Raw genomic sequence first — 18,004 nt, 5'->3', positions numbered from 1 at the left:
GCATTTCCTTGAGAGTGTTCGAAAAGATTCGGCTAACGTTCTACGGCCTATGCGCTCAGCAGCAGCGCACAGGGCGGTTGGGCATCGTCTCCAGCCACGCCACCCAGCGCGACACCTCGCGGGCGTTGGCCTGACAGAGGGTCGCGAGTATCTGATGGCACCAGGCCGGCAGGTCAGGTGCCAGGCGGTAGTGCACCCACTGACCACGCCGCTGGCTGGTCAGCAGGCCAGCATCTCTCAGCTGGGCGAGATGCCGCGAGACCTTGGGTTGGGAGATGGGCATGGCGCGCTGCTCCAGCAGCCAGATAAGTTCACAGACACACAACTCTTCCATCTGGGCCAACAGCTGCACGACGGTCAGGCGAGTGTCCTCGGCAAGGCACTTGAATACCTGCAACGGTGTCAGGCAGGCCGCCATGTCTCCCACTCCATCAATAACGTCATTGGTTGACGGTTTCATGGCGATGTCCTCGCGTATGCCTGAGCCATCTTGCTCCCCTCCCGATTCCCCCACCCGATTCCCTCTCACCGGCACCTGACGCATGGCAAGGCAGGTTGCCTGCCAGCCGGCTGAAGCGCGGTGACATACGAAATATCATATATGTGTTTTTCCATATATCAAGTGACACATGCATGACAGTTGGATGACAACCGGCGCGTGAATAGATGGCAGCGATGGAAAGCGAGTGAAGACTGAATGAAGGACGAATGAAGCGCGATCAGAACATCGCCTGGCACGGTGTACCAGCGGGTAGGCGACCACACCATCACCACTGTTGCGCAAACGGCACGCATATGTTGCCTGGCCTCAAAAGCGAATGCGCTTGCGAACAAAAGTCGAGCAGCGTTAGTGTGTGCCCATCAAGCACACCAAGTGCCCTTTTGAATCACGCATCCCTCGTGATGCACAGGAGAGACAAATGGCGGATTTCGCTCAAGTCGTCGATAGCAACTACACCCAGGAAGTCATCGAGAGCGAGCAGCCGGTGCTGGTCAAGTTCTGGGCACCGTGGTGCGGACCGTGCAAGATGCTCGACCCGATCGTCGAATCCATTGCCGAGGAACAGGGTGATGCCCTCAAGGTCGTTGCCATCAATGTCGATGATGCACCGGACCTCGCCGCCCAGAATGGCGTCCGCGGCCTGCCGACCATCGCGCTGTTCAAGTCCGGCGAGAAGCTCGAAGCCCTCACCGGCGTCCAGCCGAAGGAAAACTTCGACGCCATGATCTCGCGTCACGCCTGATCGAAACAGGTTCTGGCCGCAAGGCACTGACGCTGCAATGAAAAACGCCCTCCATGAGGGCGTTTTTTTTGGTCTGCACGGTGCTTTAGGTTACTCTATGCCCATGATTTTTCAGGCAATTATCGTCATCGAGAAATTCCTGCCTTCAAGATATCGCTCATCGCGACAGTAACACCAGCATTACCATGACAAGGAAACATTGATGCCTGACCCCGTCCGTTCGACCCGACATCTGGGCATGGTCGCCCTGCTTACCGGCCTGCTGACGGGCTGCGCCAACGGCCATACGACCCTGCCGGCCACCACCTCAGCGCTCAAGGCCGGGCCTGCCTACGGTGAAATGCGCTCTGTCGCCGTCATGCAGATTCGCCCCGGCAATGTGGCGGTGACGCCCAATGGACAGGTCTTCGCCACCATCCACCCGATGGATGGGGATCACGATGTGCAGCTGGTCGAGATCACCGGTCAGAACAGCTATCGCGCCTGGCCCTCCCCCGCCTTGCAGACGCATGCCGGCCGCTACAGCGACGCCACCATCGATTCCCCGCTGGGCATCTATCAGGATGGCCAGGGCGGTCTGTGGATCACCGACATGGGGCTGCATCTGGGCAAGACCCGCCTGTGGGGCTTCGATATTGCCTCGGGCAAGCTGATCACCAAGCTGACTCTGCCGGCGAATATCGCCCCCGAGGGCAGCTTCGTGCAGGACCTGGCAGTGGACCGCAGCCGTGGCGTGGCCTATCTGGCAGACATCGCCAATCCGGGCTTGATCACCGTCGACCTGGAGAGCGGCGAGGCCACCCGCTTCAGCGAGCATCCGGCGCTTGAGGCAGAACCCGGCGCCAAGCTAAAGATCGATGGCAAGGACGTCCAGTTCTATGGCAAGCCTGCCAAGGTCGGCGTCGATCCGATCACTCTGTCCGGCGATGGCGAGACAGTCTTCTTCGGCGCCATGACCGGCCACAGCTGGTATAGCGTACCGGCCAGGCTGCTGCGCGAAGGCGCCGATCACGCCACCATCGCCGCTGCCATCACGCGCGTCGGCGACAAGCCCGTTTCCGATGGCGCGGATACCGCCGGGGGCACCCACTACTTCACCAACCTCAATCAGCATGGGCTGGATGTACTGGGCGCCGATGGCAAACTGACGCCGCTGGTGCGCGATGAGCGTCTCGACTGGCCGGATGGCGTGCGCATGGCAGCCGACGGCTGGCTCTATGTCACCGTCAACCAACTGGACAGCACGCCGCCCTTCAATGACGGCAAGGACAGAGGCCAGGCGCCGTACCGTATCTTCAAGGTCTGGCCCGTCGACAATTGAGTCGGCAATAGAGACGGCTGTAGAGAGGTCCATCGAGTCGACCCTCTGAAAGACAACGCCCCGAGTAGACCGCCCTGGACTTGCTCAGGCGTACGCTGTGATGCTCGCAGGCCGGACAGCCCTGCTTGAGTGATGTATTGGCGTTGCAGACCTGACATTTGACGTAATAACCGTAGGGGCCGTAACGCCCCAGCAGTGCGTCTTTTTCCTGACATTTCTGGCACTGGACTCGCACTTCCGGTGGCGCTGGCGTGGTGGCGGAAGCCTTCAGGCGTGCGGTGATTCTGTCGAGATGCTCGCTCAACTGTGGCGAGGCCAGACACGCTTCAGGCACTGGCGACCCGATTGGTGCCTCGCCTGGCGGCGCTGGTGTTTCGGCTCTGGTTTCAGCTTTGGGCTTAGCGACTCTCTCGGCGCTTGCCTTCGCCTCATTGACTGCCGCGGCGGCGGGGATGGCAACTACCACTGCACACGAATCGCCTTCCTGCCTGGCCATGGCGCGCTGCTTCTGTTTACAGCGCTCCTGGTCGTCAAGCTCATGACTGCCAGGTGCATTGTCGCCAATGCCATTGCTGCCATGAGCACTGTAGCCCGCGCCATTGTTACCGATATCTTTGTTAGGGAGGTCTTTGTTGGCGAGGGCTTTGCTGTCAGATTCACGGACACCCCCCTCATTGACCGCCCATCGACTCGCGGCACTGTCAGCGGCATCAGGCGTCTTCGCTGCCGGCGGCGGGCGACGACTCACCTCGCGACGGACGGTCTCGACGGCATGCGCGCGACGCGAACGGGCGTCCTGCTTGAGCAGGAACTCGCTGACACGCTCAAGCTCATCCTTGGTGAACTCCGGACGCGTATCGAACAGCAAAGCACGCTTGACCATCGAACGCGCCCCGATCAGACCACTGACCTGCTCGTGGAGAAACTCCGGCTTCACCACCTGAGCCGAGACCCCCTTGGCCATATCGTCACGGTGCACGATGGCATTGCTCGAGACGGCGCACAGTACTTTCCATTGTCGACCGGCAAAGCCGCCTTGCAGCCCCAGGGTCTTGTTCATCAAACGAGTGCGATGCTCGATCAACAGGCGCTTGAGAATATCCTGCTGCAATTCCACCTGACGCAGTGGTGACTTGAGCCCAGACCAATTGCCCCGATAGCTGCGCTGCCATTCACCTGCCGCATTGACCCTGACTTCACCAGTGATGCTTTTCGACTCGATGATGATGAAGCCGAAGGGATGCATGACCAGATGATCGATCTGGGCATTCTCCTCACCGTGTTTCAGTCGCAGATCATTGAAGATCACGACCTCGGGGTCGTCCCCGAAAGCACGCCGTAGATGGAAGGCCACATCCTCTTCCTGGCGGTGACCGTACCTGGCGCGCTCATCGTCGCCACTGTAGGCCTCTTTTTCCTTGGCTATCATCTGCTCGTCCCTGAAGCGCTGATTACATCCTTGTCAGCCCAATATATCGCTATTGCCCGTGAAATACGCCATGCAACATGCGTCAATAAACAGATTTCATCAAGATATTATAAACTTTATTTAAATCAGCCCGACTCCACTGCCATGTTTCTGGAGCGGGATAATCGTTAAAACTCTGTATAAGGGGAAATCAACGCCCTCTACCCACTGGTCAGGGCAAGTCTGGGGCGCCAGACATCAGCCACTCACAGCGTCAGGCGGGTGGCGAGAAACTCGACGAAGGCGCTGATGCGTGGCGACAGCGCACTGTTGCGGTAATAGACCGCCTGGATCTGCTCGCGGGGATTGGGACTCTGGATCTGGCCGGGCAACACTTCCACCAGAGCGCCGGTCTTGAGGTCATTGCCCAGCATGAAGCGCGAGATAAGGGCGATACCATGCCCCGCCAGACACAGCTGACGCATGACTTCGCCACTGGTGGTCGGCAGATGAGGTGTCGTGTCAAAGCCCTGTGCGGAACCCTTGAGCGGCCAGCGATTGAGACGACTGGGGGGCAGGAACCCCAGCAGCTGATGGGTCTGCAGCGCGGCAACACTGGACGGCACACCATGCTCGGCCAGATAGGCGGGGCTTGCGACCAGATGCAGCGTGGAGCGCCCCAGCACCTTGGCGTGCAGCGTGGAGTCATCCAGCTCGCCGATGCGGATGGCCACATCGGTACGCTGTTCCAGCAGGTTGATGATGTCATCGGCCGCTGACAGCTCCAGCGCGATGCCGGGATAGCTGCGGGAGAACTCCGCGACCAGCGGTACCAGCTGATGCAGCACGAAGGGGCTCGCGGCATCGACACGCAGCCTCCCGCTGGGCTGATCGCGCTGCTGCAACAGGGCCTCTTCGGCACTGCCGAGCAGCAACAAGCCCTCACGTACGCGCTCGACGAAGCCGCGCCCCTCATCGGTCAGTGCCACGCTGCGTGTGGTGCGATTCAACAGCGGCGTTTCCAGCTCACCCTCCAGGCGCTGGATGGCCCGCGATACCTTGGCCACCGGAATGTTCAACCGATTGGCGGCGGCGCTGAAGCCCCCGCTATCCACCACGGCCAGTAGCAACTCGAGGTCATCCGAACGGCTGCGCATGCTGTGATCTCCTTGAAAGTGCAAGATGCATGGTCCCATGCATCTTTGCAGAAATCACAATAATCATCCGCATCATGATCGCTTCTGCAATATTGCTTGCCGAACAAATCACTCAGCAAAAGGATGTCGCCTAGAGCCCACCACGGCGGCGTTCGCCGGGGCGCAGCATCCTGACCCGTGCCTTGGGCGTGCGCCGCGGCAATGACGGAGGCGCCGGCGGTGTCTCCAGCTGACCCGAGGGCGAGACATCACTGGCACCGATCGAGCCGCCCAGCGTCGTCGCGAATTCCGAGCGCTGACGAGGTCTGCCATCTGGCGCGGCGTGCACGCCCTCGCGACTCTCCCCGCCCGTGCCCGCTGCGCCCGACGGGGCCTGATCATGCCTCTGGCCGTTGACTTGCGAAGCCAGCGGAGGCGGCGGAATGATCACCCAGGCAAAGGTCGGCAAGGTTAGATGCCAATAGATCGCCGGCAGGCGAATCGCCAGTATCAGCACGATGGCCGCGCCAGTGGCCCACGCCAGGCCAACGCCCACCTCGAGAAGCGCGATATAGAGAATGCCACCCGCCAGCGACGCCGAGGCGTAGATTTCCTGACGCAGCACCATCGGCACACGGCGTGCGAGCACATCGCGGATCATGCCACCCGCCACGCCGCTCATGGTACCCATCAAGACGGCCACGATGCCATCCACGCCCAGCATGCGCGCCTTGTGCGCGCCCAATACCGTAAACAGCGCCAACCCGAAGGCATCGGTGACCGGCAGGAAAACACGCGTCAGGCGATGGATATAATGAAAGCCGAGCGTCGCCACCATTACCGTCAACAGGATGACCCACAGATAGATCGGCTGCTCGACCCAGAACACCGGGCCGATTCCCAGCACGAGATCACGCAGCGTACCGCCGCCGATACCGGTCACGGCGCCCAGCACCAGCATGCCGATCGGGTCCATGCGTGAACGGCACGCCACGACGACACCGGTCAGGGCAAAGATCATCACACCGGCCAGGTCGAGCCAGGTTATCCAGTTCATTCTCGTGAAGCCTCCTGCAGTGCGCTGGCGTGCGCATGAAACAATGGCGTATATGCTTGTCGCGAACCCTGATGGCACCCTCTGCCAAGTCGTCTTCTGTGACGCTGTTTCGGCGCAGCGGCGCAGCGGCGCAGCGGCGCAGCGGCGCGATCATACTCCCTTTTGCGGCTCTTTTTGTGCCCTCGACATCATCCGCGCCACCTTCAGAGAGCGCAGGATGATGAACCGCCTCAGGGCGTGGCCTGACCACGGCGGGCGGTCGCGCTGGGCGGCTCACCGAATCGTTGGCGATAGGCACGCGAGAAGTGCGCCAGATGCGTGAATCCGACGCCGAGGGCCGCCTGGGAAACGCTGCGACTGCTGTCGGCCAATACGCACCGCGCATGATCCAGGCGCATGCCGAGATAGCGCTGTTTGGGCGTTTCCTCAAAATGCGCCATGAACAGACGCGTCAACTGGCGCTGGGATTGGCCGACCAGACGGCAGATGTCGGGGATCGTCAGCACCTGGGCAAGATTGGCCTCCATCACGGCCAGCGCCTTGACCACACTGCGTGGCAGCGAATCGTCTCGAGTGCTGACAGCAGCAGGCGACGCCAGATGCCCGCGCTGATGCACCAGCTGCCGCCCGACGGCGTCCGCCAGCGACGGCCCGTACAGAAACTCGATCCACGCCAGCATCATGTCGATACTGGCCGCGCCGCCAGAGCCCGTCAGCCGCTCGCCCTGCCATTCATAGTCGGCCTGACTAATCTCGAGTTGAGGAAATTCCTCGCGAAAGGCCGGCACGCTCTCCCAGTGCAGGGCGACCCGATGACCGGCGAGCACCCCGGCGCGCGCCAGAATGAAGGGGGCGGTATCCAACCCTCCCAGCCAGGCGCCATGGGCTGCCAGATGACGAATCACGCCACGCGCCTGGCTGCCGACGCTGACTTCCGGTCCGTAGGATGACACCACCATCAAGCGCGTCTGCGCCCCACTCTGGCCACCCGACTGCGTCTCATTGACCAGAGACGAAAAGGCACCATCGACGTCGATACGCACGCCATTGCTGGCCACGACAGCCTCACCATCACTGGACAGCAGACGCCAGGCGAACAGCGGCCGTCCGAAGCGATTGGCGACCCGTAGCGGTTCCAGCAGGCAGAACAACGTCAACATCGAGAAGCGCGGCACCAACCAGACATTCAGCGTGTGCTCGGCGGCCCCCGGTGCCAGCAGCGGCGGTGAATCCGGGCGCGGATACGGCGCAGAGAGGGGCTCCGACGCCGTCGCCGACGCTAGAGGAGGCATGCGGGATGGCGCGGGCTGTTCAGCGACTTCTGACAATTCAGACAGTACTGAAAGCCCAGAGGATTCAGCTGGTTCGGGCTGCGGTTCAGACATGAGGCAAATTTCATCAACCTGTGGCCATTTGCCTCAACCTTACCCGTGTCAGGCACTGGAGGTAAGTGGCACAGTGTTGAGACAGGTCACACCGGCTGAAACATGATGCTGCACCCCACTCACAGGCAGGGTGCAGCATCAGGCGTTCGATCATTCCCCATCACTATCACGAGCTACAGTTACGATGCTAAGTCGTGCTTCTCTGCTGCTGCCTCAGTCGTGATCCCCAGTGTTGATCATCGCGCCGAGTGATTCGAGGTCTCGAGGCCGCCTGAGCGAGGCAATACCTGTTCAGTCTCGCTGCCGTCTGGCTTGGGAGGCGCAACCTGCTGCTTCTGACGCGCGGATTGCAACAGGATGACGCCCACCAGAATGATCGCCATTGCCAGCAGGTCGAGCCCGCGGATGGGCTCCCCTATCAGCAGCACTCCGATGATGACGGCGACCACCGGGGGCAGGTAGGTCACGCCAGAGGCCTTGATGGCGCCAAGGATGCCGACGATGAAGTAATAAAGCACATAGGCCACGCCGGTTCCCAACACCCCGAGGCCGATTACCAGCCCGGTCAAGGCAACGCCGTCGTTGCTCAGCGCCAGGATACCCTCAAGATCGATGACGGCGAGCAGCAGCAGAGTGGCAATCCCCGTCTGATAGGTAGCCAAGGCCAGCGAAGGAATCGCCAACGGCATCACGAAGCGCTTGGCATAGACGAATGACAAGCCGACACACATCGCGCCGCCGAGCATGGCGGCCACGCCCGCCAGCGAGACATCCGCCTGCAGCCCCTGCCATGGGCGGGCAATCAGCGCGATACCGATGATGCCGAGCAAGGTGGCGGTGATCGAACGTGCATTGATCGGCTCGTTGCGCAGGAACAAGGCCGCCGCCACGAAGGTGAAGAGCGGGATGGCGCCGCTGAGCATGCCCGCGACACTCGACAGCAATACCGAACTGCCATAGGCGAATGCCAGGTAGTACAGCGCCGTCGCCAGCAGGGCCATGACAACGAAGTGGTGCAGATGGCGCCAGTGCTCCCGGTGCAGAACGCCCTGGCAGGCAGCATAGAGGGCCAAGGGGATGAAGCCTGCCACGACACGCAGCAGGGTCACCTGACCCGGGGTGATCCACTCCGCCGCCCATTTCATGAACAGGAAGTTGCTGCCCCAGATGGTACCGAGCGACAGAAAGGCAAGATGTGCCGAGAATCGTGAGCGAGGCATGGGGTACTCCTTGTGGCGAGGATACTTGGGGAGCCAACCACATGGCGCCCCTGGCGATAACGCCATGTTTGGCCGATAGCGCCATGTTCGGCTGTGCTCCGCGTCGCGACAAGCGGGCATTATTTGCATTACCCTGTAGAAAATCTTCACTCTCGTGCCATTAGGCGACACACGCGGTGCGCCGGCTTCCCACTCAGATAGCGTACTGGCGCTGGAGGGGTATCGTCGCCGCCTGCCGGCCAAGCGCCCATGGCTCTGAGCATGAGCATGGCTCTGAACATGAGCCTGAACATGAGCACGCCCCTGACTTGAGCACGCCCCTGACATGAGCAAGAACCTGAACACGAAACTGCGCCTGGGCGCGCTGCCGGCCTTTGATGCAGCAGCGCGCCATCTCAACTTTCGCCGCGCGGCGCAAGAGCTGTCGCTCACCCAGAGCGCCGTGGCGCAGCGTGTACGCGAGCTGGAAACACAGCTTGGAGTAAAGCTTTTCCATCGTCTCCCACGTGGTCTGGCGTTGACTCACGCAGGCCAGCGCTTCCATGAGCAGATCGCCCTGGCGCTGGGCAACATCGACAAGGCCGTGCGCGATGCCAGCCATGACCCCGCTGACACCACCCTGTCATTGAGCGTACCACCCTCCTTTGCCGCCAAATGGCTGATGCCTCGGCTGGCAAGCTTTCGCCACGCACATCCCGAATGGCAACTGCGGGTACACGCAAGCGAGGGACTTTCGAATCTGCATCAGGACGGGATCGATCTCGCCATTCGTCAGGGCTATGGCCAGCATGACGCTGGACTCAAGGCGATATGGTTGACGGGGCTTGAGCGTATTGCCGTCTGCAGCCCCGGCTATCGGGAACAGCTGGGCGAGCGACTGGATAGGCTCGATATGCGCGGGTGCGTATTGATCGAGGACAGTCATCAGGGGTGGCATACCTTTGCGGCGCACTTCTCGGGTCTTGAGAAGGCCGATCGCCTCTGGGTCACTCACACCAGTCTCGCGATCGATGCCGCTCTGGCGGACCAGGGTATCGCGCTGACACCGCGCCTGATGGCGGCGGAAGGCATCGCGAAGGGGCAACTGGTCACCCTGTGTGGTCTGCCGGATCAGGGCCAGGGATTCTATCTGGTCTACCCCGGGGCACGGGCGCATCAGGCGGAGCAGATCATGCTGCCGTGGCTTCGCCAGCAGCTGGGGCTGTCGCACGAGACGTGAGCGCACATCCACCTTGGGCGCGCGACTCAGACACCACAACGTCAGCCTGCGGAGGCTCGCCCCAATACTGGCTCATCATGCTGAGCAAACAACTCGCAGCGGTCACGCCCCGATGCCTTGGCGTGGTAAAGCGCTTCATCCGCCTGCTTGAGAATATTCTCGAAGTTGTAGCCCATCCCGCTGCCCGCGGCAGAGACACCCACGCTGATGGTAACAATGCCTTGTTGCGAACTTTTCGCATGGGGTAGCGCCAGGCCGCGAACATGCTGGCAGATTTCTTCTGCGCGCTCCAACGCCTGTTGCGGCGTACAGGATGGCAGCAAGACCACGAACTCTTCCCCCCCGAAACGCGCCACGATATCGACATCGGGGTGCACACTTTCGAAGATTGCCGTCGCGATACGCTTGAGACACAGGTCCCCTTTCACGTGACCATAGTGGTCGTTGTAGGCCTTGAACGAATCGACATCGATCATGGCCACGCCGTACTGAAGCCGACGGTCGACCTGCTTGCCGATCAGCGAGCTCACGAGGCTGTCAAAGTGGCGCCGGTTATAGACTTCGGTCAAGGGATCTATCGACGCCAGGCGCCGAAACTCTTCATTCTTCACCGTGAATTCCTCGACTCTCAGCTGCTCACGCAACAACAACAGGTAGGACAGGCGCTCGGCCCTTTCACTACGTAGATTGGAAATGATCGAAAACAGCGTGATGGAAAAGAACACCATCAACGCCATGAAACCTGCCGAAGCGTAAGGGGTGGGATGTGCGGTGACCAGATACAGCATCACCCCGAAATGGAAGGCCGAAGAGCACAGGGCATACCAGAAGCGCAGCTGAAACAGGACGTTGCCCACCAGCACGATAAGCCCCAGCGCGAATAGATCGAGAAAGGAATGCGGCGAGACCGACAACTGAATCAACAAGGCCGTGAAGATCATCGCGAAGCACACCAGCGCGGTCATCAGCATCTCACGCAAGGCCGGCGTCACACCTCGCTTGAGCAGGTAGATGCAAACCAGGGCGATGGGCGTCATGACCCCGACCCGGATGACGATGGCTTCCCACATGTGATCAGGACGAAAACGCCAGTCATTGATCAGAAACAGCAGATAGATACCGATCGCCACCGCGCCCATGCAGGCAAGCTTGTGACTGCGCGCGGCATGAATGTCACGCTCGAATCGTGCTTCTATCTCGTCAGGAAAATGCACCCCAAGACCACCTTCACGATGTATCTGCCTATCCACCTGTACCATAAGATCATTCATTCACGTCCCCTCCCTTGAGGGCAGCCAATCAATGATCTCACTCTATACAAGGCGACACGGATCAATAAGCGATCGGGCGCAAACGTGACAATCGTTCACAAGCTTGTCAAACGCTTGTCCAAATTTCAGACAACTGTTTGGTCGAGCCGAACGCTCGACTTTCAGAGCGGAGTGATGCCCCCGACATCACTCCGCCATGATCTCCCATGCTGCCTATCAGCGCTTGAGGCTCCAGGGGGCGGCGATGCGGAAGAAGCGCAACGTCACCGCCTCATCCACCGGCCGTGTCAGCAGTGACACCAGCACGAAGACCGGCAGGTTGAGCATCAGCCCCCAGAAACCGGCATGCAGGCCCAGCGGATGCGGCCATACGACGGTAAACAGCACCGTGACCACGAAGCCGGCACTGATGCCGCTGATGACACCTGCCGCCGAGGCGCGCGGCCAGAAGAACATGCCCAGAAATGCCGGCAATACCTGAGAGGCAAAGCCCAGTCCGATCAAGAGGATCATCACCAGATTGCCCGGCTCCCAGATCGCCAGGGGTGCCACGATCAGGAACATCACCGGGAAGATCAGCCAGCGCGCCAGCTTGCCAGCGCGTTGGTCATCAAGCTTGAGGCTCGGCTGCAGTACATCGCGACTCAGGCTCAGGGCCACCGAATGAATGAAGGGCTCGCTGGAGGACATCGAGGCCGCCAGCGTGCCCGCGCCCAACAGGCCCACCAGCCAGACCGGCATGTTGGCCATCGCGTATTCGAGCACCACGGTGTCGGCGCGCTCGAGCTCCGGCAGGCTGTAGATACCGATGAATCCGACCACCACCAGCGGCAAAATCACCACATAATAGGTCGGCAGCCAGCTGGCACTGCGACGGATGGTGCCGGCGGAGGCGGCGCTCATCCATTGGGTCCAAACCGGCGGCATGAAGGACAGCATCGAGACGATGATCGAGGTGGTCCAGAAGCTGAAGCTCATGTCGCCGCCGGCGCCGGGCAGACGCAGATACTCCGGATGGCTGGCCTCAAGACGCGTGAACACGCCACTGAAGCCCCATTCGCCGGTGGAGAGATAGGCCGCCCACAGGCCGATCACCCAGGCAACGACCAGCATCAACACGCCCTGGAAGGCATTGGTGCGCCCGATGGCGCGCTGGCCGCTGACGAACAGATAGACGGCGATCGCGCTGAGCACCAGCAACACGCCAGCCCAGAGCGGGATGCGCCCGCCGCTCATCACCAGCAGGATGTAGGCCGAGCCGATGGTCTGCAGGACCGCATAGGCGATGGAGGCAATCGACATCACCAGCGCCGACAGCGCGCCCAGCAGAGGGCTCTGATAGCGGTCCGCGATCGCGCTTGCCTGGGTGACATGCCCGAACTGCTCGCCGAACTTCCACACCTTGGGGCCGAAGTACCAGGCCACCAGCGCCAGATAGGCCAGATAGATGGCGACATAGAACACCGGCACGCCCTTGCTGTAGGCCCAGCCCGGCGCGCCCATGAAGGTGTAGGCACTGACGCTGCCGGCGGCGATCAACAGATAGAGCGTCACGGGTCCCATCGAGCGTCCGGCGACTCCCCACTGTTCCAGCGTGTCCATGCGGCGGCCACCCCGCGCGCCGAGACCGATGGCCGTGGCGAGGACGACATACCCCAGGGTGACCAGCAAGGGCACGCTGTCATGCACGGACGAAAAGGCATGCGGATCAATCACGCGGTGCCTCCGTCTCTTTCGCCAGCGGACGCTTTCGACAGCGGGTCTGCGCCGTGGCGACGGCGCAACAGGCAATTACCCAGCAGCATCGCACCACTGCAGGCGAAGATGATCAGGTAACTCCAGATGATCAAGGACGGCATGCCCCACAACAGGGTCTGCTGATTGATCCAGCCGATCACCGGCCAGATGCCCATCACGACCAGCAGCAGGAAGATCACCAGCAGGCTCCAGCCCCGCCAGGTCGAGGGCACGACGAGGCGCGGCAAGGAACAGGGAGTCTCTGCAGTCCGGGCATCAGGCTGAGAGGAAGACGGGGTGTCAGGCGCGGCCAAGACGATCTCCGATGTGAACAGGGAGTGAATGAAAATTCTCGGCGCGCAGTGTAGCCGCTGCGCCCCGCCCTGTGGAGTCACCCTGGTGAATCCCGCTGTTGAGCCACCCGGTTGAGTCGCCCTGTCGAGTCCCCCTGTTGAATCACGCTGTTGAGTCACCCTGTGGCGCCATGTGGCATGAGATCGCGGCGACGACACAAGCTGACAGGGACAGGGACAGGGACAGGCGCTGCAAGGATGGGAGAAATGACGCCGTCACAGGCAATCTTTACGAAAACTGCAAAAGTCTTTCATCATTTCGTGCGTTTATCACAAAGGTATCTCACGGCAGACTGCACAGCATCCAAGACCCACCCATTGCTGATGGAGAACTGCCATGCCCCTTGCCCTGCTGGCGCTGACATTGAGCGCCTTTGCCATCGGGACCACCGAGTTCGTGATCGTCGGACTGGTACCCACCATCGCTCAGGACCTGAGCGTCTCTCTGCCTTCCGCTGGCCTGCTGGTCAGCCTGTATGCTGTCGGTGTCGCCATCGGCGCCCCCGTGCTGACCGCCATGACCGGCCGCTTCAATCGCAAGCTGGTACTGCTGGCCCTGATGGCACTGTTCATCGCCGGCAACCTGCTGGCCTGGCAGGCACCCAGCTACAGCTCGCTGATCACGGCGCGCATCCTGACTGGCCTGGCCCATGGGGTCTTCTTCTCCATCGGCTCCACCATCGCGACAAGCCTGGTGAGCAAGGACAAGGAAGCCAGTGCGATCGCCATCATGTTCACCGGCCTGACCGTGGCTCTGGTCACCGGCGTGCCGCTGGGCACCTGGATCGGTCAGCACTTCGGCTGGCGCGCCACCTTCCTCGTGGTCTCGGTCCTCGGCGTGCTGGCATTGATCGGCAGCGCCATCCTGGTGCCCAACAATCTCAAGAAGAGCGTACCGGCCACCTTCGCCCAACAGCTCAAGGTTCTGACCCATCCGCGCCTGCTGCTGGGCTACCTGATCACCATTCTCGGCTACGGCGGCACCTTCACGGCCTTCACCTATCTGGCCCCGCTGCTGCAGGACGTCAGTGGCTTCAATGAAGGCGCCATCAGTCTGATCATGCTGGTCTACGGCGTCTCGGTCGCCATCGGCAACATCCAGGGCGGCAAGCTGGCCGACCGCATGGGCCCGATCCGCGCCCTGACCCTGATCTTCGGTGGCCTGATCGTCATCCTCGGCGTGCTGACCTTCACTGCCGCCAACCCGATCACCGCCGTGATCACCATCCTGATCTGGGGTGCCTTCGCCTTCGGCAACGTGCCGGGCCTGCAGGTCTACGTCGTGCAGCAGGCCGAACGCTTCGTGCCGCAGGCCGTTGATGTGGCCTCCGGCCTCAACATCGCCGCCTTCAACATCGGCATCGCACTGGGCTCCATCGTCGGTGGCCAGGTGGTCTCCGGGATGGCACTGACCGACACCGCCTGGATCGGCGCGCTGATCGTCACCGCCGCCCTGCTGCTGACCCTGCTGGCCGGTCGCCTCGACAAGCGTCACGCGTCTTCCATCGCGACCGCCTGATCCGCCGCGAAGCCTCCCGCCATCACGACGTGCCCCCGATTCCGACAGCTCAGCCTGCTGGCTCGGGGGCACCGTCGTCTACACACCTGCTTGCTGAAGGAGTCCATCATGATCTCCCCGACCCGCCCGCTGGATCGCCTCACCCAAGGCCCCCTGACCCTGGGCGTCGAACTGCCCCTCGACAATGATTGGGTCCGCACTGACAGAGCCCCCTCCACGCCCTTCGGCGTGCCTGACATGCGCGCACATGCCGAGCTGATCGGCCAGGTCGACAGGCTCGGCTTCCGCGCCGCCTGGCTGCGTGACGTGCCGCTGTTCGACCCTGCCTTCGGCGATGCCGGTCAGGTCTTCGAGCTGTTCACCTATCTGGGCTATCTGGCCAGTCACACCGACAACCTGCTGCTGGGTACCGCCGCCGCGGTGCTGCCGCTGCGCCAGCCGTGGCTGGTGAGAAAGGCCGCCGCCAGCGTGCAGGCCCTGAGCGAAGACCGTCTGCTGCTGGGCGTCGCCAGTGGCGACCGACCGGCGGAATACCCGCTGTTCGGCGAGGAGTTCGCGACCCGTGGTGCCGCCTTCCGTCACGCGGTGGATGTCATCAAGGGCCAGGCGGACGACGCCCGAGTGGATCGGTCGCGAGATGGACGGCTGGCTGGCCTACCCGGGCACACCGGAGGATCACATCCGTCGCGTGGCGCTCTGGCGTCAGGTCGCCGGTGACAAACCCTACGTCAGTTTCATCCACCTCAATCTGGAAGAAGACCCGCACGCCCCGGTGCGTCGTCATCGCTTCGGGTTGTCGAGTGGCCGCCTTGCCCTCATGGAAGAACTGTCGGCCATGCAGGATGCCGGGGTGAATCACATCGGCTTCCACCTGCGTCGCAATCGCCGCCCGCTCACGGAAACCCTCGAGGAACTGGGGCGTGAGGTGCTGCCGCACTTCTCATGAGGGCGCAAGGGTTGCACTGATCTGCCCGGCTGGCTGAGCGCACTGGCAAGCCGGGCGGGTCGCGCGACCTGCCCCCGCCATGGCGGAAAGGATTCACCGTTCACGCTGCAAGGATATCCCATGTCAGATTCCACAGAGACCACCACACAAGACATCAGTCACAGCGCCACTCGGGCACCCGCCTGGGTATGGCAAGGCCCGGGCGAGCCTGAAGCGCTCGAGCAGTCAGAGGTGGACATCGGCGCGCCGGGAGACGACGAGGTACTGGTCGCCACGCGTGCCATCGGCCTCAATCCCGTCGACTGGAAGTTCATGGCGATGGACAGCGAGCTGTGGCAAGCCGGCCAGATTCCCGGCGTCGATGCCTCCGGCGAGGTGATCGCCTGCGGTGCCAATGTCAGTCACGTATCGCCGGGCGATCGCATCGCGGTCCACACCACCCTGGCGGGGCCGGGCACCTTCAGCAAACGCCTGCGTGTCCCGGCGCGCGCCGTGATGCGCCTGCCCGTCACCCTGGGCTTCAATGACGCCGCCGCCTTCCCGTGCCCGGCACTGACCGCCTGGCTTGCCATCGACAAGCTGCCCATCAAGGCCGGGCGACGCCTGCTGATCACCGGCGCCTCCGGCAGCGTGGGCCGCTGGTTGATCCAGCTGGCCAGACAGCGCAACTTCCACGTCATTGGCGTTGCTTCCGAGAAGCGCCACGCGGACCTCAAGGCGCTGGGCGCCGACGAGACGCTTGCGGACGCCGAGCAGCTGGACGCGCCGGTCTTCGCCGTGATCGATACCGTCAATGGTGATCACGCCCACAAGATGACCCGCCACCTGGGGGCCAATGGCCACATCGTCTGCATTCAGGACCGTCTGGAGCAGGCGGCCGCGCCGGCCTTCGATCGCGCCATCTCGCAGCACGAAGTCGCGCTGGGCGCGCTGCACTGGGCGGGCGATGACGAGGACTGGGCACGCCTGGTCGAGGCGGGGGAAGGTCTGCTCGAAGCGATCGCCGATGGCTCCATGAACCAGCCGGCGCCCTGCATCGAGCCGTTCACGGCGCTGCCGGCCTGCCTCGCCGAACTGAAGAGTGGTGAGCGTCGCGCCCTGAAATTCGTGATCACGGCCAACGAATGAGGCGCATGGCGGGCGGCACAGGATTGTTGCGCAACCGGCACATGACTGATGCGTAGGCACGCCATTGTCGCGCCAGTTTCACAGCCCCAGTAAACACGACACAACACATGGAAACGTCCCCGCCGCACTCGGCGGGAACGTCAACAGGAGTTACCGCATGTCGACTACCCTACCGAATCCCGGCTTTGGCACCTTCCGTCTGGAAGGCGACACCCTGCGTGAGAGCATGAAGGCGGCGCTGGACGCCGGCTATCGTCATTTCGATACCGCCCAGTTCTACGGCAACGAAGCCGAAGTGGGACAGGTGCTCGCCGACAGCGGCATCCCGCGCAGTGAACTGTTCGTCACCACCAAGATCTGGTTCGACCGTCTCCAGCCCGGTGACCTGGAGAAGAGCGTCGAGGAAAGCCTCGAGAAGCTCCAGATGGACTACGTCGACCTGCTGTTGATCCACTGGCCGTCACCCAATGACGAAGTCGCCATGGAGGACTACCTGCCGGCGCTCGCCAAGATGAAGGCCGAGGAGAAGACACGCCATATCGGCATCTCCAACTTCACCTGCGAGCAGATGGAACGCGCCGTCGGCATTCTGGGGCGTGATGAGCTGCTGACCAATCAGGTCGAGGTGCATCCCTTCCTGCAGAACCGCAAGGTGCTCGACAAGTGTCAGGAGCTGGGACTCGAAGTCAGCGCCTTCATGCCGCTGGCCGTCGGCAAGGTGATGGATGACGAGACCCTCAAGATCATCGCGGACCGCCACGGCGTAAGCCCGGCGCAGATCGCTCTGGCGTGGCTCAAGATGCAGGACATCGTGACCTTCCCGTCCTCCACCAAGCCCAGGAACATCCGCAGCAACTTCGAGGCCTTCTCGCTGACGCTGACCGGCGAGGACATGGCCAAGATCGCCGAGCTGGATCGCGGCGAGCGTATCGCCAATCCAGAGATCGCGCCCGACTGGGACTGATTGACTGAGCCCAACTGACTGAACCTGATCGACGGGTCCAGTGACAAGAAAGCCTCCCGGGCACTCTGCCCGGGAGGCTTTTTCGCATTTCCACTC

16 protein-coding genes and 1 pseudogene are annotated in these 18,004 nt (G+C 62.2%); 8 read left to right on the top strand and 9 right to left on the bottom strand.

The window, feature by feature from the left end; all coding sequences use genetic code 11:
* Positions 1–55 precede the first annotated feature (55 nt).
* Positions 56–418, bottom strand: coding sequence for a metalloregulator ArsR/SmtB family transcription factor (locus ACJJV2_RS06930; RefSeq protein WP_054557247.1), 363 nt, complete (start codon positions 416–418; stop codon positions 56–58).
* Between the two features lie 502 nt (positions 419–920).
* Here ACJJV2_RS06930 and trxA point away from each other — a divergent pair.
* Together trxA and ACJJV2_RS06920 are read left to right on the top strand one after the other, a co-directional pair.
* Positions 921–1,244, top strand: coding sequence for a thioredoxin (gene trxA / locus ACJJV2_RS06925; protein ID WP_054557199.1), 324 nt, complete (start codon positions 921–923; stop codon positions 1,242–1,244).
* 202 nt (positions 1,245–1,446) lie between these two features.
* Complete coding sequence (locus ACJJV2_RS06920; protein WP_405279346.1) at positions 1,447–2,565, top strand: L-dopachrome tautomerase-related protein; 1,119 nt, start codon at positions 1,447–1,449, stop codon at positions 2,563–2,565.
* Here ACJJV2_RS06920 and ACJJV2_RS06915 read toward each other — a convergent pair.
* The 5 genes and pseudogenes from ACJJV2_RS06915 to ACJJV2_RS06895 all read right to left on the bottom strand — a co-directional run bounded on the left by ACJJV2_RS06915 (position 2,540) and on the right by ACJJV2_RS06895 (position 8,771).
* Positions 2,540–3,994, bottom strand: coding sequence for an NERD domain-containing protein (locus tag ACJJV2_RS06915; RefSeq protein WP_405279343.1), 1,455 nt, complete (start codon positions 3,992–3,994; stop codon positions 2,540–2,542). The genes ACJJV2_RS06920 and ACJJV2_RS06915 overlap by 26 nt on opposite strands.
* Positions 3,995–4,239: 245 nt before the next feature.
* A complete protein-coding gene (locus ACJJV2_RS06910) occupies positions 4,240–5,130 on the bottom strand; it encodes a LysR family transcriptional regulator (protein ID WP_405279340.1) in 891 nt (296 codons plus the stop codon).
* A gap of 415 nt (positions 5,131–5,545) precedes the next feature.
* A pseudogene (locus ACJJV2_RS06905) lies at positions 5,546–6,166 on the bottom strand (trimeric intracellular cation channel family protein); the annotation flags it as partial.
* 230 nt (positions 6,167–6,396) lie between these two features.
* Positions 6,397–7,458: a GlxA family transcriptional regulator gene (locus ACJJV2_RS06900; protein WP_405279337.1), complete on the bottom strand. Its 1,062-nt coding sequence runs from the start codon at positions 7,456–7,458 to the stop codon at positions 6,397–6,399.
* Between the two features lie 329 nt (positions 7,459–7,787).
* On the bottom strand, positions 7,788–8,771 hold the full coding sequence (locus tag ACJJV2_RS06895; RefSeq protein ID WP_405279334.1) for a DMT family transporter: 984 nt from the start codon (positions 8,769–8,771) through the stop codon (positions 7,788–7,790).
* Positions 8,772–9,096: 325 nt separating this feature from the next.
* Between ACJJV2_RS06895 and ACJJV2_RS06890 the strand changes: the two genes are divergently transcribed.
* Complete coding sequence (locus ACJJV2_RS06890) at positions 9,097–9,990, top strand: LysR substrate-binding domain-containing protein (RefSeq protein WP_405279331.1); 894 nt, start codon at positions 9,097–9,099, stop codon at positions 9,988–9,990.
* A 41-nt stretch (positions 9,991–10,031) separates the two neighbouring features.
* Here the strand turns inward: ACJJV2_RS06890 and ACJJV2_RS06885 are convergent, their stop codons facing one another.
* From ACJJV2_RS06885 to ACJJV2_RS06875, 3 genes are all read right to left on the bottom strand, one after another.
* The gene (locus tag ACJJV2_RS06885; RefSeq protein WP_405279329.1) at positions 10,032–11,060 is read right to left on the bottom strand and encodes a diguanylate cyclase; all 1,029 of its coding nucleotides are present in this window, start codon (positions 11,058–11,060) and stop codon (positions 10,032–10,034) included.
* 417 nt (positions 11,061–11,477) lie between these two features.
* Positions 11,478–12,977: a sodium:solute symporter gene (locus tag ACJJV2_RS06880; RefSeq protein ID WP_405279327.1), complete on the bottom strand. Its 1,500-nt coding sequence runs from the start codon at positions 12,975–12,977 to the stop codon at positions 11,478–11,480.
* Positions 12,974–13,246: a hypothetical protein gene (locus ACJJV2_RS06875; RefSeq protein WP_064503359.1), complete on the bottom strand. Its 273-nt coding sequence runs from the start codon at positions 13,244–13,246 to the stop codon at positions 12,974–12,976. The genes ACJJV2_RS06880 and ACJJV2_RS06875 overlap by 4 nt, the downstream gene beginning before the upstream one ends.
* Positions 13,247–13,688: 442 nt before the next feature.
* Here ACJJV2_RS06875 and ACJJV2_RS06870 point away from each other — a divergent pair, with 442 nt between their 5' ends.
* The 5 genes from ACJJV2_RS06870 (at position 13,689) to dkgB (ending at position 17,908) form a co-directional block, all read left to right on the top strand.
* On the top strand, positions 13,689–14,870 hold the full coding sequence (locus ACJJV2_RS06870; RefSeq protein WP_405279323.1) for an MFS transporter: 1,182 nt from the start codon (positions 13,689–13,691) through the stop codon (positions 14,868–14,870).
* A gap of 108 nt (positions 14,871–14,978) precedes the next feature.
* On the top strand, positions 14,979–15,587 hold the full coding sequence (locus ACJJV2_RS06865) for an LLM class flavin-dependent oxidoreductase (protein WP_405279320.1): 609 nt from the start codon (positions 14,979–14,981) through the stop codon (positions 15,585–15,587).
* Positions 15,559–15,816: a hypothetical protein gene (locus ACJJV2_RS06860; RefSeq protein ID WP_405279317.1), complete on the top strand. Its 258-nt coding sequence runs from the start codon at positions 15,559–15,561 to the stop codon at positions 15,814–15,816. Before ACJJV2_RS06865 ends, ACJJV2_RS06860 begins: the two co-directional genes overlap by 29 nt.
* Positions 15,817–15,936: 120 nt before the next feature.
* Positions 15,937–16,944, top strand: a complete 1,008-nt coding sequence (locus tag ACJJV2_RS06855; RefSeq protein ID WP_405279314.1) for an alcohol dehydrogenase catalytic domain-containing protein — start codon at positions 15,937–15,939, stop codon at positions 16,942–16,944.
* A 157-nt stretch (positions 16,945–17,101) separates the two neighbouring features.
* The gene (gene dkgB, locus ACJJV2_RS06850) at positions 17,102–17,908 is read left to right on the top strand and encodes a 2,5-didehydrogluconate reductase DkgB (RefSeq protein ID WP_405279311.1); all 807 of its coding nucleotides are present in this window, start codon (positions 17,102–17,104) and stop codon (positions 17,906–17,908) included.
* Positions 17,909–18,004 lie beyond the last annotated feature (96 nt).

Origin of the sequence: Cobetia sp. Ld8 (assembly GCF_045066615.1) — a bacterium.
Classification (GTDB): Bacteria; Pseudomonadota; Gammaproteobacteria; order Pseudomonadales; family Halomonadaceae; genus Cobetia; species Cobetia amphilecti.
The sequence above is the reverse complement of the archived record's forward strand: the minus strand, read 5'-3'. Positions and strand labels throughout refer to the sequence as shown.